The 14,157-nt window shown below is 47.1% G+C and carries 10 protein-coding genes; 9 read left to right on the forward strand and 1 reads right to left on the reverse strand.

Features of this window, described 5'->3' with window-relative positions:
* Positions 1-395 precede the first annotated feature (395 nt).
* The 9 genes from EIH25_RS00120 (at position 396) to EIH25_RS00160 (ending at position 12,879) form a co-directional block, all read left to right on the forward strand.
* Positions 396-992 (forward strand): hypothetical protein, encoded by a 597-nt coding sequence (locus tag EIH25_RS00120; RefSeq protein WP_124097918.1) that lies wholly within the window; start codon positions 396-398, stop codon positions 990-992.
* A 169-nt stretch (positions 993-1,161) separates the two neighbouring features.
* Entirely contained in the window at positions 1,162-2,091 is a 930-nt protein-coding gene (locus EIH25_RS00125) for a glycosyltransferase family 2 protein (protein ID WP_124097919.1), read from the forward strand.
* Positions 2,092-2,112: 21 nt separating this feature from the next.
* Entirely contained in the window at positions 2,113-4,959 is a 2,847-nt protein-coding gene (locus EIH25_RS00130; RefSeq protein ID WP_243113048.1) for a YfhO family protein, read from the forward strand.
* A gap of 252 nt (positions 4,960-5,211) precedes the next feature.
* On the forward strand, positions 5,212-5,988 hold the full coding sequence (locus tag EIH25_RS00135) for a zinc ribbon domain-containing protein (RefSeq protein WP_124097920.1): 777 nt from the start codon (positions 5,212-5,214) through the stop codon (positions 5,986-5,988).
* Between the two features lie 301 nt (positions 5,989-6,289).
* Entirely contained in the window at positions 6,290-6,817 is a 528-nt protein-coding gene (locus EIH25_RS00140; RefSeq protein ID WP_124097921.1) for a hypothetical protein, read from the forward strand.
* 2 nt (positions 6,818-6,819) lie between these two features.
* Positions 6,820-7,668, forward strand: a complete 849-nt coding sequence (locus tag EIH25_RS00145; RefSeq protein WP_124097922.1) for a patatin family protein — start codon at positions 6,820-6,822, stop codon at positions 7,666-7,668.
* A gap of 100 nt (positions 7,669-7,768) precedes the next feature.
* Positions 7,769-8,620 (forward strand): metallophosphoesterase, encoded by an 852-nt coding sequence (locus EIH25_RS00150; protein ID WP_164489109.1) that lies wholly within the window; start codon positions 7,769-7,771, stop codon positions 8,618-8,620.
* A 14-nt stretch (positions 8,621-8,634) separates the two neighbouring features.
* A complete protein-coding gene (locus EIH25_RS00155) occupies positions 8,635-9,984 on the forward strand; it encodes a Sapep family Mn(2+)-dependent dipeptidase (protein WP_243113049.1) in 1,350 nt (449 codons plus the stop codon).
* A 486-nt stretch (positions 9,985-10,470) separates the two neighbouring features.
* On the forward strand, positions 10,471-12,879 hold the full coding sequence (locus EIH25_RS00160) for a glycosyl hydrolase family 65 protein (protein WP_124097924.1): 2,409 nt from the start codon (positions 10,471-10,473) through the stop codon (positions 12,877-12,879).
* A gap of 83 nt (positions 12,880-12,962) precedes the next feature.
* On the opposite strand, the gene EIH25_RS00165 is transcribed toward EIH25_RS00160, so the two are convergent.
* Complete coding sequence (locus EIH25_RS00165) at positions 12,963-14,153, reverse strand: glycoside hydrolase family 5 protein (RefSeq protein WP_124097925.1); 1,191 nt, start codon at positions 14,151-14,153, stop codon at positions 12,963-12,965.
* Between the last annotated feature and the right edge of the window lie 4 nt (positions 14,154-14,157).

Below are 14,157 nucleotides of genomic sequence, written 5' to 3' on the forward strand. Positions count from 1 at the left end.
GCCGGAAAGTCGGCAGGTTATTATGGTATGTTGGCTTTTACCCCAAGCCTTCATATATACAGTTCAGTAGATTAATTTCTACTGGCTTCTCCCCTATAATTTTTTATTTTTTGGCTCCCGTCTTTATGGCGGGAGTTTTTTTGCCTTTTTCTATTTACCAGGCTTCTGCCGCCGGAATAAAAGGCTGTCAGTGTTTTCGTGCAAAACGAAAATTAAGTGAAAACAGGCAAAAAACATTGACAGCGAAAGCTAAATGTAATATAATTTATATGCGTATATACGGCTGCGGCTGAAATTGAAGCCAACGCTGCCGATCAGTAAGAATTTCAACGGCTTTGCGGCGGCTGTCTGATAACTATGCGGAAGCAGCCGGCGGTTAGGGCGGAATGTAAGATATGAATTTTTTTACTTTAGGTTATGCTTTTTTGGTCATACATCTTAATATGGGCTGGACTTCAAGCTATATTCTGAAGCTTGCCGGAATACTGTTCATGCTGGGAGGAATATCGGAGATATCCGATTTTTCAAAAGCGTTCTCGGGTCTGAAAAAGCGGGCGTACGCTTCGCTTGCGGTTTCGGCGGCGTCCTGCCTGATCATTTTGTGCTTCAAGCTTGCTCAGCGGGAAGGAGAGCTGTTCAGCGCTGTGAGCATTATAGCGGGAACAGCGTCGGTTGCGGCTGCGTTCGTGTTTCTGCGGGAGCTTATGAGGCTGCTTGCTGAGAACAGCTTGCTCGTAAACGACACGTCGAATATTTCACGCCTGTGCTCCGGCTGGCAGAAGCTTGCCTTTTTTACGATCGTAAATATGGTTTTCGATATTCTGAACAGACTCGTCCCGTCGGCGGCGGTTGCCGATTTTGCAGGAGTTATGGTGACCATATCAAAAATAATTCTGTTTGCGTTCGTTATATCTACCGCGTGGACGTTTAATAAGATCAGATGTGATTTCAATAATAAGCACCCGGACGGCGCCGATGTTTCGGAAAAATAGAAAACCGCAGGCTTGAAACGGTGTTTTCAGCGATTTGCAAAAAAGAATGATTACCGAAGGACGTCAGTTTTGGCGTCCCTTGTGCTGTATTTTATGTAAAGGCGATTCTGCGCCGTTATAGTGCGGCGCCGCCTTGATTTTATAGAGAAAAGAAAAGGAGCTGACAGAATTGTTGTCAATCGTAATTCCCAGCTATAATGAAGAGGGAAACGTGGAGCATACCGCTGACGTGGTTAGTGAAATTCTTGAAAGGAACGGAATAGATTACGAGCTTATATTTATTAATGACGGCTCAAAGGACAAAACGTGGGAAAAAATATCAGCGATGGCTGTAAGCAGAGAAAATATCACAGCCGTTAATTTCAGCAGGAATTTCGGCAAAGAAAGCGCTATTTTTGCAGGACTTGAGGTAGCGGGGGGCGACGCCTGCGTGCTTATGGACTGCGATTTGCAGCATCCTCCCGAGGTTATTGTGGAGATGTATAAAATCTGGGAAAATAACGACGTGGACGTTGTGGAGGGCAGAAAGAAAAGCCGCGGCAGGGAGAACCCGGTTTACAAGGGTATGAGCCTGTTTTTCTATAAAATTATAAATAAGGCTTCGGGCTTAGATATGGAGGCGGCTTCAGATTTCAAGCTGCTGGACAGAAAGGTCGTTGACGCCCTTAACAGAATGCCGGAAAGGCTTACGTTTTTCAGAGCAATGTCCAGCTGGGTAGGCTTCAAAACGGAAAAGGTCTATTTTGAGGTTGCCGAAAGAGCGGAGGGCGAATCGAAATGGTCTGTCAAGTCGCTGATAAAATATGCGGTCAACAGTATAACGTCATTTACCTCGGCGCCCTTGCAGATCGTTACCGTGTGCGGAGTAATAACCTTTATTATTTCAATAATTCTGGGGGTCAATACTCTTTACAACAAGATCTGGGGAAACTCGGCGGCAGGCTTTCCGACAGTCATAATACTTCAGCTGCTTACCTCCAGTATAATAATGTTCAGCCTTGGAGTTATCGGCTTCTATATTTCAAAGATTTACGAGGAAATAAAAAACAGACCCAGATATCTGATACGGGATATTGTGAGAAAAAACGACGGCAAATAAATTCTTAAAAGGAGCAAGTCTGTGAATAAGCTTAAATGGGAAAGAGTCAGAAGCCTGCTGTGGGACAAGAGAATCTATTTTCTTGTCTTTGCCGTGCCGGCGCTTATAATGTATATCGCGTATGCTTTGTTTGAGGTGCATCCGTTCGGGGATAATTCCGTTCTGGTGCTTGACCTTAACGGACAGTATGTGTATTATTACGAAGCCTTAAGGGACGCGTTCTGGGGCGACGGCAGTTTGGTATACAGCTGGTCGAGGAATCTTTCGGGCGAAATGTTCGGAATATTCGCCTATTATCTTGCAAGCCCCTTTATGCTTATCGTCTGCCTGCTGCCCAGAACGGCAATGTGCGGCGCGATCGAGCTGATGCAGATAGCAAAAATAGGCGCGGCGGCGGTGACGTTTGCGTACTTCCTGAGAAAAACCGGAAAGCCGAGAAATACCTCTCTGGCGGTTTTCTCGTCCTGCTACGCGCTTATGTCTTATATGGTGGTTCAGCTTATGGATCCCATGTGGCTTGACGGGCTTATTTATCTGCCCCTTATCTGCTGGGGCGTTCACAGGCTTGTGGATGAAGGAAAGCTGCTTCCGCTTATTATTCCGCTGGCGCTTATGTTTATTGCGCATTTTTATATCGGTTATATGGTAGGCTTTTTTACCTTCTGCTATTTTATCTATTACTGCCTGTCCCGTGAGGGAAGAATACTTCCCAAGCATATTTTCAGGAGGATAGTGCAGTTCGGGGCGGCGGCGGTTACGGCTGTTATGACCGCGGGGGTCGTGCTGATTCCTGTTTACAATTCGCTGAAGCTGGGCAAGCTTGAGTTTTCAACTCCGGATTTTTCGCTTGCGACGCAGTTTGATTTCCTTACCTTTATAACCAAGCTGTTTCCCATGAGCTACGATACGGTTTATCCCGAGGGGCTTCCGATGATCTTCTGCGGCTCCGCGGTTCTGCTGCTTGTTCCGCTGTTTTTCATGAACGCGAAAATTTCGGTCAAGGAAAAGGTTTCAAAGGGGCTGCTGCTGCTGGTCCTGTTTGTCAGTATGTATATCGCGCCGATAGATATTGCGTGGCACGGCTTTCAGGTTCCCAACTGGCTGCCGTACAGGTATTCCTTTGCGTTTTCTTTCTTATTGCTTTTAATGGCGTACAGAGCCTTTGAAAATCTTGACGGAATAACCGCCAAGGAGATAGGCGGGGTTTTCTTCGGACTTATGGTTTTTCTTTTCTGGTGCGAACGGGAAAACTATTCTCACTTTCAGATTTTTGAAGGAAGAACCGAGAACGGCGAAACCAAGGGAGTTATTCAGGGGATATGGTTTTCAATTATCGCCCTTTCGGTTTATTTTGCCTTGCTTTATCTTTACAGAAAGCGGAAAAGCTCAAAAGCGGTCTGCGTAATTCTTTGTATGCTGGTGGGTCTTGAGCTGCTGGCAAATACGATGGATACCCTTCATAAAATAGACGTTGACGTTGTATACAGCGAGTATACGTCGTATGAGCCGTATATGAGCGACACCCGCGACGCTGTTGAGCATATAAAGGAGTTTGATGATTCTCCGTTCTTCCGCATGGAAGCCACGTTCCACAGAACGGTCAACGATCCGATCGGAACGGGGTATTACGGTATTTCCCATTCAAGCTCGACAATGAATTCCCCCGCTCTCAAGGCTCTTCAGCAGCTTGGCTACGCGTACGGAGGACATTATACAAAATATGACGGTTCCACCTATCTGACAGACGCGCTGTTCGGCATACGCTATCTGATGGATAAGGAGGATTATGACGCAAGCGAAAGGTATTCAGATCAGAGGACGTCCGTTCCTGAGGAATATACGCTTGTTACCCATATCGACGAGCAGGCGGCTAAATATAAATTCTATGAAAATCCCTACGAACTGGGCCTAGGCGTGGTTTCCTCCTCCAAAATTCAGGACGTGCGGCTTATTGACGCGAATCCCTTTGAGAATCAGAACAACGTATTCAACGCTTTGATCTCGCAGACTGAGGATACCTCGTATTTTACAAGGATACTTCCGCATAGCATGGAAACGGAAAATATGCAGACCTCGTCGCTTGCCGACGGACATACCAAGTATTATCCGGCGGATCAGAGCATTGCGGAATGTCATATTGATTATGTCGTAAGAATGGATAAGGATTCAAATTTGTATATGTATCTCCCGACCAAGTATGAAAGAAGCTGCAATGTATGGATTCAGAAGGAGAACGAGTATCTTGAGGGAACTTCGGCAATGGAATATGCCGGTCAGTTCTTTGTAGGGGACAATTATTCTATTCTGAATCTGGGGAAATTCTATCAGGATGAGGATATCCGCATAAGGATCACCGTTGCCAACGACGATAACGAGGCTTTCTGGTCCGAGGCGCTGTTCTATTCCTTTGATATGAAGGCTTTTGAGGCGGCGGACGCTCAGCTTCAGGAAAGGGTATGGAACGTTACAAGGCATGAGGATACCTATGTTGAGGGAACCTGTACCGCTGAAAGCGGCGAGGAGGTGCTTTTTACCACTATTCCGTATGAAAACGGCTGGATCGTAAAGGTAAACGGGAAAGAGGCAGATATCGGAAAATCCCTTGATTCGCTGATTACCATACCTTTGGAAAAGGGTGAGAACGTAATAACAATGGAATTTGCCCCTAATTATTTTACCGCGGCAAAGATCATTTCAGTATGCGGACTTATAATAATTGTGCTGATATTCATGTTTGAATACAAAAACGGCAGGCTTGTAAAGAAGTTTTTTGAAAAGCCGCAGCCTAAGTCAGCCGCAGATGCCGCTGATGTAAAGCCTATCATAGCAGATGACAGCAAAATCGACAAAACAGACCCAAATGACTGATATTCCGCCGTTGACAATGTATCGTACAGCTGGTATCATGTAATCAGGGTTCGCGGCTTGTCTTTCAATTCGGAGCAAAGCCCGATGTGCGCTCGCTTAACATCGGCGGTGACGAAGCAACCCGCCGACTTGGAGAGGCGAACGCCTTCTGAAGAGGGCGGGGACATAGGCGCAAGGTTATAAAGCCGGCGGATTTATTACTGACCAACGTATGAAGGCGGGTTCTTAGCTGCAAAAAAGGAAGTGTTTTTTATGACGGCTGTTAAAAGCAGCAGAAAAAAGCTCTGCGACGCCGGTTCGGCGTCATGTGTGTTTGCGTTTATCGCTTTGCTTGCTTCGGGAGCGGGAACGGCTCTGGAGTTTATAGGAAGGGAGATATACCGCAGGGAGTTTTATAAAAATGAAACGCTGTTTTCACAAAAGTGGGACGAATACTTTGTAACGTATCAGCATTCGGTAGTGCTGTTGGTACTGTCGCTTACCGTGCTGCTTGTATGTCTTGTCAGCCGCAGGAAAAAGAAGATCGGAGCTGAATTCGGAGCGCTGATAACCGTTGCTTCGGCGGCTGTGTCCGTTGCTCCGGCGCTGTTTATTTACCGCCTTTTCAACGACAGCGCATGGAGGCTTGCGGCAGAAGGCTCAGACGAGGCTCGATTTATGTATATAATGCAGGCGCTTGTGTACGGGCTTCCGCTGTTAGCCGGAATATTTCTGTTTATATGCGGCATTACGCTTTGGGGAAGGAACGCTACCGACGAGTTTTCGGTGTCCTGCCCTTGTATGAAATATATGGCTTCTCCGGAAAGCCGGGATACGGAGGAGCAGGCGGTTGAAAAAAACGGCAGACCTGAAGAGATAAAGCCCAGCTTTGAATTTACAAACAGTAATTATATGAGTCCGGCGGACGGAGGAGTAAACGTTAAGTCTGCTCCGGTTATAAAGGAAACTTCAAGATGCAAAGGCTGCGGAGCCGAGCTGAAAGACGGAGCCAAGTTCTGCCAGCGGTGCGGAGAAAAGATCGGCGAATAAAAAGGCTGGCAGAATCGGAGATTTTCAGGATTCTGCCGGCCTTTTCAGGCTTTCTGCGGCAGGTCATGCGGTTTTTCTTTTTACAGTTAGAGAGTATAAATAAACGGCGCCGCTGAGACGCTTGTTATTGCAATTGCTGTGAAAAAGTGATACAATAAAGGCGGCGCGGTATGATTCGTTCAAGCTAATATTTTAACGGCTGTATACCGGCTGCCGAAAACCCGCCGCCGCAAAGCATATACATATACAGATTTGCGGCATAACATAATTAAAATTACGCAAAAGAAGGGAAGAGAAAGGAATGTCGGATAACAGGAAATATATTCATCCTGCCGAGGAAATGCAGGAAAGGCACGAGAAAAAGCGCATGATGAAGAAAAAGAAAAAAAGAATTATTTTCATGCTGATAATTCTGCTTGCGCTGATAGCTGTATGTATGCTTATGAGGTATTTGGAGATCGGTTTGGTAAAGAAAAATACGGACAGCTCAGAAGCAGGCAGAGAGAGCGCGCAGAGTTCAGCGCCGGAGGAAAGCCTGACGACGGACGAATCCTCGGAAACGGAAAAAATCGCAGTCCAGCTGAGAATTTCGGGAAGCACCTATATTTATGCGGACAAGGTTTATACTCTGGCGGAATTTGAGAAGATAGCAGAGATCATTGACAGGGACGCGGTGGTTATCGAGCTTTGCGACGATAATGCAGTTGCTGACGCGGTGAACGATATGCATTCCATGCTTGACGGGCTGGGGATAGCATATGAGGATACGGTATATTCCGGCTTGTCGTCTGAAAATTCCGAGATAAGCCGTCAGGATTCGGAGGTGTAGCTATGCTTGGGATCGTATGCGAGGGCGGAGGAAGCCGCACGGTTTATTCCTGCGGAGTTCTGGACTTTCTGCTGGAGGAAAATATAATCGCGGATTATTTTATAGGCGTTTCCGCGGGAATTGCCTTCGGCGTTTCCTATTGCTCGGGACAGAAGGGAAGAAATCTTACGCTTGCTACGGAATATATGAACCGTTCGGAATATTCGGGGCTAAGGCATATGTTCAAAAGAGGAAACCGAAGCTTTTACAATATGGATTACGTTTACGGAAAAGTGCCTAATGAGGAGCTTCCGTTTGATTTTGACGCGTTTAAAGCTTTTCCCGGCGAAATAATATCCGTTGTAACCAATGTAAGGACGGGAAAAGCGGAATATCTTCCCTGTGACAGGGACGACAGGAGCTTTATGCACCTGCGGGCAAGCTGCGCGCTTCCGCTGCTGTTTCCGGAGATAGAGATAAACGGCGAAAAATATCTTGACGGGGGAGTTGCGGATTCCATACCTTACAGGCAGGCTTTAAAGGCGGGCTGCGACAAGCTGATAATAATTCTGACCCGCCCCAGAGATTATATCAAAAGGGACGAGCCTGCGATCAGACTTGCTGAAAGATATTACAGGAAAAATCCTGAATTTGTTGAAGCAATGAGGACAAGGGCGGCAAGATACAACGAATGTGTGAACGAGATCAAGCAGCTTCAGAGCGAAGGCAAGGTCTGCGTTTTCACGCCTAAGACTACCTTTAACGTAAGCAGGACTGAGGGGGATCCGGCTAAGCTGAAAAGGCTGTACGATCATGGCTACAAACACGCGGAATGGGCGGCTCGGCAGCTTAAAGATTATCTCAGCAGATAGAGCGGCGCATAGCGGCGGACTGCCCGCGCAGGCGGCGCTCACGATTGCTGCGCGGAGAAATCATTTTCATTTTATTAACGGAAAAGAGGCGTTACGGAAAATGAGCAAAATAAAAGCCGCGGGGGCGACAGGTATTGCCGCCGCGCTTTCGGCATACTGTTTTGTGCAGAACAGGCTGCTTACTGTAGATAATTATAAGGTGGAATGCAAAAATCTTCCACAAAGCTTTGAGGGAGTAAAGATACTGCACATTTCGGATCTGCACAAAAAGAGATACGGCGACGGCTTTAATAACCTTATCAATGTCTGTCAGGTCTGCGATCCGGATTATATATTTTTTACCGGCGATCTGTTCAGCAGATCGGAGGAAAACCTTACTCCCAAGCTTGTGCTTATGCGGAGACTGATGAAGCTTGCTCCGGTTTATTATGTTATGGGCAATCACGAAACCGACGCTGCCGTTAAATCGGAGGCGCTCAACTATAAGCTTGAAGCCGAAGGCGTTCATATACTGAGAAATTCTTATGAAAGAATATACAGAGGCGGCGATTATATAAATATATACGGCGCCGAGCTTTCAATGGATTATTACCGAAGCGCGGACGGAATAGGCTATAGAGGACTGAAAAAGGCGGATCGTGAAGCTTTGCAGAGGCTTATGGGAGAGCCGGATCATGAGAAGTGCTGTATTCTGCTTGCCCACAATCCTTTCCCTTTCAGGGAATATGCCGAATGGGGAGCGGACTTAGTGTTTTCCGGCCATTGTCACGGGGGAGTTATCAGGCTTCCGATAGCAGGCGGACTGCTTTCGCCTGAAAGAAGGTTTTTCCCTGAGTATACGAAGGGAGTATATGAAGGATACGGCTCATGCATGGTAGTTTCGGCAGGGCTTGGTAAGTTCAGGCTCAATAACCCCTCGCAGCTGATCTGCGCATATCTTACGGGAAAATAAAAGGAGCGTTTTTGGTGTTTGAAAAGGAAATTGCGGAGTATTTTGATAAAAATATAGATAACGTCATTAAGTCGATGAGAGAAATAATGTCTATCGACAGCAGTCTGTCAGAGCCTTTGGAGGGAATGCCCTTCGGCAGGGGTTCCGCGGAGGCTCTTAAATGGGGAGCGGATTTCGGCAGAAGTCTTGGAATGAAGGTAAAGAATTTTGACAACTATGCCGTTTCTATGGACTATGGCGAGGGTGAACCGATCCTTGGGATACTGAGTCATCTTGACGTTGTTCCGGCAGGCGGCGGCTGGAGCTTTTCGCCTTTTGACTGCACCGTTAAGGACGGAAATATTTACGGCAGAGGGGCGATAGACGACAAGGGTCCCAGCGTTGCCGTTCTGTATGCGGTCAGGTGTATAAAGGAGCTTGGTCTGCCGTTGAAGAAAGGATTTCGCGTCATTTTCGGCGGCAATGAGGAGGGTGGCTGTCAGGACATTGAATACTATCAGAAAAAGGAACCGTTTCCGTCTATGGTATTTACTCCCGACGGTTCTTTTCCTGTGCTCAACTGTGAAAAGGGAATGCTTCATCTGACTTTCTCGGGAGAAGGAAGCTTTGACTGCGGCGGGATCAGATTCGGAAAAATCGCCGGAGGAACGGTTATAAACGCGGTTCCCGGGAAAACGTCATGTACGGCTGTTTATGACGAAGGCAGTATTCCTGAAGAGATCTGCGGCTGTAATGTGAAAAGGTCGGAGGAGGGCTTTGAAATAACGGGGCTGTCCTCTCACGGCTCAAGACCTGAGCTGGGCAGAAATACCGTTACGGCGCTGCTTGCTTTTCTTGCCGCAAACGGCTGCGAAACGGCAGACAGGCTGTCGGCGGCTTTTCCTCACGGGGAATTCGGCGGAAGCTCCGCAGGACTTGGTTTTTCCGACAGCGTATCGGGAGAAATGACCTGCGTTCTTACTCAGCTTGGCTATGAAAACGGAGTGATAACCGGCGGTATAGATATCAGATTTCCAATTGACCGAACCTGCGCTGAGATAGAAAGGATAATAAAAAATACGCTTGAAAACGCCGGAATGGACGTTACCTCCTGTGAGGGAATGGAGCCTCATTATGTTCCGGAGGACAGCGAGCTTGTACAGGCGCTGCTGAGAACCTATGAAAAGGTAAAGGGCGAAAAAGGAAAGTGCATTGCGGAGGGAGGAATAACCTACGTTCACAATACCGCCGGAGGAGTGGCATTCGGCGCCGAATTTCCCTGGGAAAACAATAATATGCACGGCCCCGACGAGCATATATCAGTGGAAACTCTGAAATATAATCTCAATATGTACGCAAACGCTATAATGGAGATATGCGGGTGATAAGCTGACCCGCTTCAGCCTCCGGCACAGAAGCCGGAGGCTTTTTTATCTGTAAAAGCTGATTATAACTTAGCGCCGATGTCCCCCGCCTTCTTTAGAAGGCGTTCGCCTCTCTTTGGCGGCGGGTTCCATTCAGTATTTCAGCAGGGGAATTAATCCCCCTGCCGAAACCCTGAGGAGCTGGAAGCTCTTCGCTGTCAAAAGACAGCGTTTGGCGCAGGCTGCTTCGTCGCGGCCGATGAAAAGCCAAGCTTACATCGGGCTTTGCTCCGAATTAAACAGATTAAACGTTTAAGTTTCAAAAATCAAAAACGGCTAAAATATTTATCAGAAAAGTTTTAAAAACCCCCTTGTCAAGAAAGTTAATGTATGCTAGAATGATATTGACGCATATGGAGCACTGTTCAGGCTCTGAAATTTGACGCGTAAGTCTGCTGGTACCTGCGGGGAAGAGTAGTCAAATATTTTTATAAAGGAGCATTAAATATGCAGTACGGTTATTTTGACCTCAAAAACAAGGAGTATGTCATCACAAGACCAGATACGCCTGCTCCATGGGCAAACTATCTTGGTTCGCCTGAGTACGGCGCTATCATTTCAAACAATGCGGGAGGCTACAGCTTTGTGAAGAGCGGAGCCAACGGCAGACACGTCCGCTACCGTTTCAACACCAACATTGCAGTTCCGGGCAGATATATCTATATCCGCGACAACGATACGTCGGATTACTGGTCGGCTTCCTGGCAGCCGGTAGGAAAGCCTCTGGACAAGTATAAATCGGTGTGCCGCCACGGTACGGCTTACACCACAATGCTTGCCGATTATGCGGATATTCATTCCGAGGTTACATACTATGTTCCGCTTAACAAGACCTACGAGGTATGGAGAACCAAGGTAACCAACAGCGGCGATACCTACAGAAATCTTTCGCTGTTCGGATTTGTAGAGTTTACGAATGAGAATAATTACGAGCAGGATCAGGTAAACCTTCAGTATACCCTGTTTATTACAAGAACAAGCTTTGAGGGCAACAAGATCGTTCAGCATATCAACGAAAACAGCGGCAAGGACGAGCAGGGCTCCAACTGGAGAGAAAGATTTTTCGGCGTTGTCGGCGCTTCCGTTTCTGCATATAACGGAAACCTTGACAGCTTTATCGGACCATACAGGACCTACGGCAATCCTATCGCGGTAGAAAGAGGCTTCTGCGACAACAAGTGCAATTATAACGGCAATGCCTGCGGCGCTTTGCAGTCGGAGATCATGCTTGCTCCGGGAGAAACCGCTGAGGTTATTTATGTTCTGGGACAGAAAAGACCTGTTGCCGCCGATGAAATTCTTGCTCAGTATAATGAGCCGGGCAGATGCGACGCTGAGATCAGGGAGCTTGTTGATTACTGGCACGGCGAGCTGAACAACTTCCAGGTTGAAACGCCTTCCGCTGAGTTCAACAATATGGTAAACGTATGGAACGCTTATCAGTGCTTTATTACTTTTATCTGGTCAAGAGCCGCTTCGTTTATCTACTGCGGACTGAGAAACGGCTACGGCTACAGAGATACAGTTCAGGATATTCAGGGAATTATCCATATCAATCCCGAGCTTGCGGCTGAGAAGATCCGCTTCATGCTGTCCGCGCAGGTTGACAACGGCGGCGGTCTGCCGCTGGTTAAGTTCGATCACAATGCCGGTCATGAAACCTGTCCTGATGAAAACGATGAAAATTCCGTTTACGCCAAGGAGACCGGGCATCCGTCCTACAGAGCCGACGACGCTCTCTGGTTGTTCCCGACAATTGTCAAGTACATCGGCGAAAGCGGCAACAAGGCGTTCCTTGACGAGGTTATCGTTTATGCCAACGGCGGAGAGGATACGGTTTACGATCATCTGAAGAACGCTATCAGGTTCTCGATGGAAAGACTTGGCGCTCACGCTATGCCTGCCGGACTTCATGCCGACTGGAACGACTGCCTGAGAATGGGCAAGAAGGGCGAGTCTACATTCGTAGCCTTCCAGCTTTACTATGCAATGAGCGTAATAAAGGGCTATGCTGAGGAAAGAAACGATACGGAATACGTTGAGTATATCAATAAGGTTCAGGCAGAGCTTGGCAAGAGCCTGGAAGCCTGCTGGGACGAGGACAGATTTATCAGAGGAATCCGCGAGGACGGCGTTGTAGTAGGAGCAAAGAACGATCCTGAGGCGAATATGTGGCTCAATCCGCAGTCGTGGGCGGTCATTTCAGGCTTTGCAAGCAAGGAGCAGGCCGAAACCGCAATGGATAAGGTTCATGAGATACTCAATACTCCTTACGGCGTAAAGCTGCTTGAACCGCCTTATGTAGATCACTACTTCGACGGCGCGCTTATGCATATCTTCAATCCGGATACAAAGGAGAACGGCGGTATCTTCTCTCAGACTCAGGGCTGGGCTATCCTTGCTGAGTCACTGCTCGGGCACGGCGACAGGGCGTTTGAGTATTTCCTTGAAAGCTCGCCCGCAAGCATGAACGACAATGCGGAAACAAGAGTTCTTGAGCCGTATGTTCACGGACAGTTTACCGAGTCTACCCGTTCGCCGTTTGAGGGACGTTCTCACGTTCACTGGTTGACAGGTACCGGTTCGACCGTAATGGTAGGCTGCGTGGAAGGTATCTGCGGTATGCGTCCGAACGCGGAGGGTCTTGTTATAAGCCCGTCTATTCCGCATGAGTGGGACGGCTTTAAGATTGAGAAGAATTTCCGCGGAAAGCATCTTTCCATTGATATTCAGAATCCCGACCATGTTCAGAGCGGCGTTAAGTCGATCACAGTAAACGGCGAAGCAGTCGAGGGCGATTTCGTATGCGAGTGCAAGATGACTGAGCAGACTGATATTGTGGTTGTTTTGGGATAAGTTTGAGGTTATAAATGATATAAAAAGGAGCGGTTCTGAAGAATCGCTCCTTTTAGCTTGTATTTGATTATTCGTTAAAAAAATCACTTTGCAAATCTTTCACAAAGATCGTAAATTACCTGAGCATGGGCTTCGTCTTTTATTTTGAATTCAGTACGGGAATAGAAGTTGTCGTTTACATCCCAAAGTACGGGAACAAAACCATAGTCAGCCGCCATGTTAAGTATAACGCTCAGGCAGTCAGGCGAGGTATTATACTCTGCGTTCTTAACAAAACGCTCCTGCTCGTAAATTGATGTGCATTCTCCGACAAATACGGGTATACCCTTGTCGGTAAACGCTTCTTTCAAAAGCTCGCATTGCGACTTGCTGTAGTCGAGCCAATATTCACCTCCGACCTGATTTGTCCAGTAGCAGGCGTTGTCTATGTAATGCACCGATACCATAAGCTTATCCTCGGCGGAGTCCTCAGGCATTTTGAACTTTTCGTTGGTAGTATTGTCGATATTAGTCCAATAGCCCGAAGCTATAAGCGGTCTTTCCTGATTGTTTCCGCCTGTGCTTCTTACGGCATCTACAAATGTTTGATTCAGCTGATTTACATAGTCATATATCTCATCTTCTGAAAAGTTATCCTCTTCTCTGACAGTGCCCACATTTTCGTTGAAGCCTTCAAAAATAAGATAGTCCGAATAATCCTTATATTCTTCCGCGATTTGCGTCCAGAGATTATCGAAAATTTTTAAGGCTTCTTCTTTGGATTTGTTCTCGACGATGAATTCATCATAGTGGTGTATGTTTAAAACCACATACAGACCGTCTTTTCTGCAATAATCAATGATTTCGGTAACTCTGTCAAAATATTCGTCATTTATCTCGTATTTTTCATCGTCCTCCATCATATTTCCCCAATAAACGGGAATACGCACGGTTGAAAAACCTTCCGCTTTAATTCCGTCAATACATTCCTGAGTGGTTTCAACAGCGCCCCAGCAGGTTTCGTAATTAAGAGGCGTGTTCTCGCCGATTATCTGAGCGCCGGTAGTCTTGTTGGATTTATCCTCCCAGTAGCTTTCAAGGGTATTTCCCAGATTGATACCGATACCCATCTCGGTGCGGTAATCCATAGCGGACATATCCTTGCGCATTTTGCCGTCGTCAAATTCAGAGTGCTTAACCATTTCTTCGCTTTCAGAGCTGCCGCCCTTACCGCAGGAACACATTCCGACTGACAATACAGCCGCGCATAGTATACATATAATTCTTTTAAGCATGATT

Origin of the sequence: Ruminococcus sp. Marseille-P6503 (assembly GCF_900604945.1) — a bacterium.
Lineage (GTDB): Bacteria > Bacillota > Clostridia > Oscillospirales > Ruminococcaceae > FB2012.

Bases quoted from the DNA above. Each gene is read 5' to 3' on its own strand.
- EIH25_RS00120 (WP_124097918.1), top strand. From the start codon at position 396: ATGAATTTTTTTACTTTAGGTTATGCTTTTTTGGTCATACATCTTAAT.
- EIH25_RS00135 (WP_124097920.1), top strand. From the start codon at position 5,212: ATGACGGCTGTTAAAAGCAGCAGAAAAAAGCTCTGCGACGCCGGTTCG.
- EIH25_RS00140 (WP_124097921.1), top strand. From the start codon at position 6,290: ATGTCGGATAACAGGAAATATATTCATCCTGCCGAGGAAATGCAGGAA.
- EIH25_RS00145 (WP_124097922.1), top strand. From the start codon at position 6,820: ATGCTTGGGATCGTATGCGAGGGCGGAGGAAGCCGCACGGTTTATTCC.
- EIH25_RS00150 (WP_164489109.1), top strand. From the start codon at position 7,769: ATGAGCAAAATAAAAGCCGCGGGGGCGACAGGTATTGCCGCCGCGCTT.
- EIH25_RS00160 (WP_124097924.1), top strand. From the start codon at position 10,471: ATGCAGTACGGTTATTTTGACCTCAAAAACAAGGAGTATGTCATCACA.
- EIH25_RS00165 (WP_124097925.1), bottom strand. From the start codon at position 14,153: ATGCTTAAAAGAATTATATGTATACTATGCGCGGCTGTATTGTCAGTC.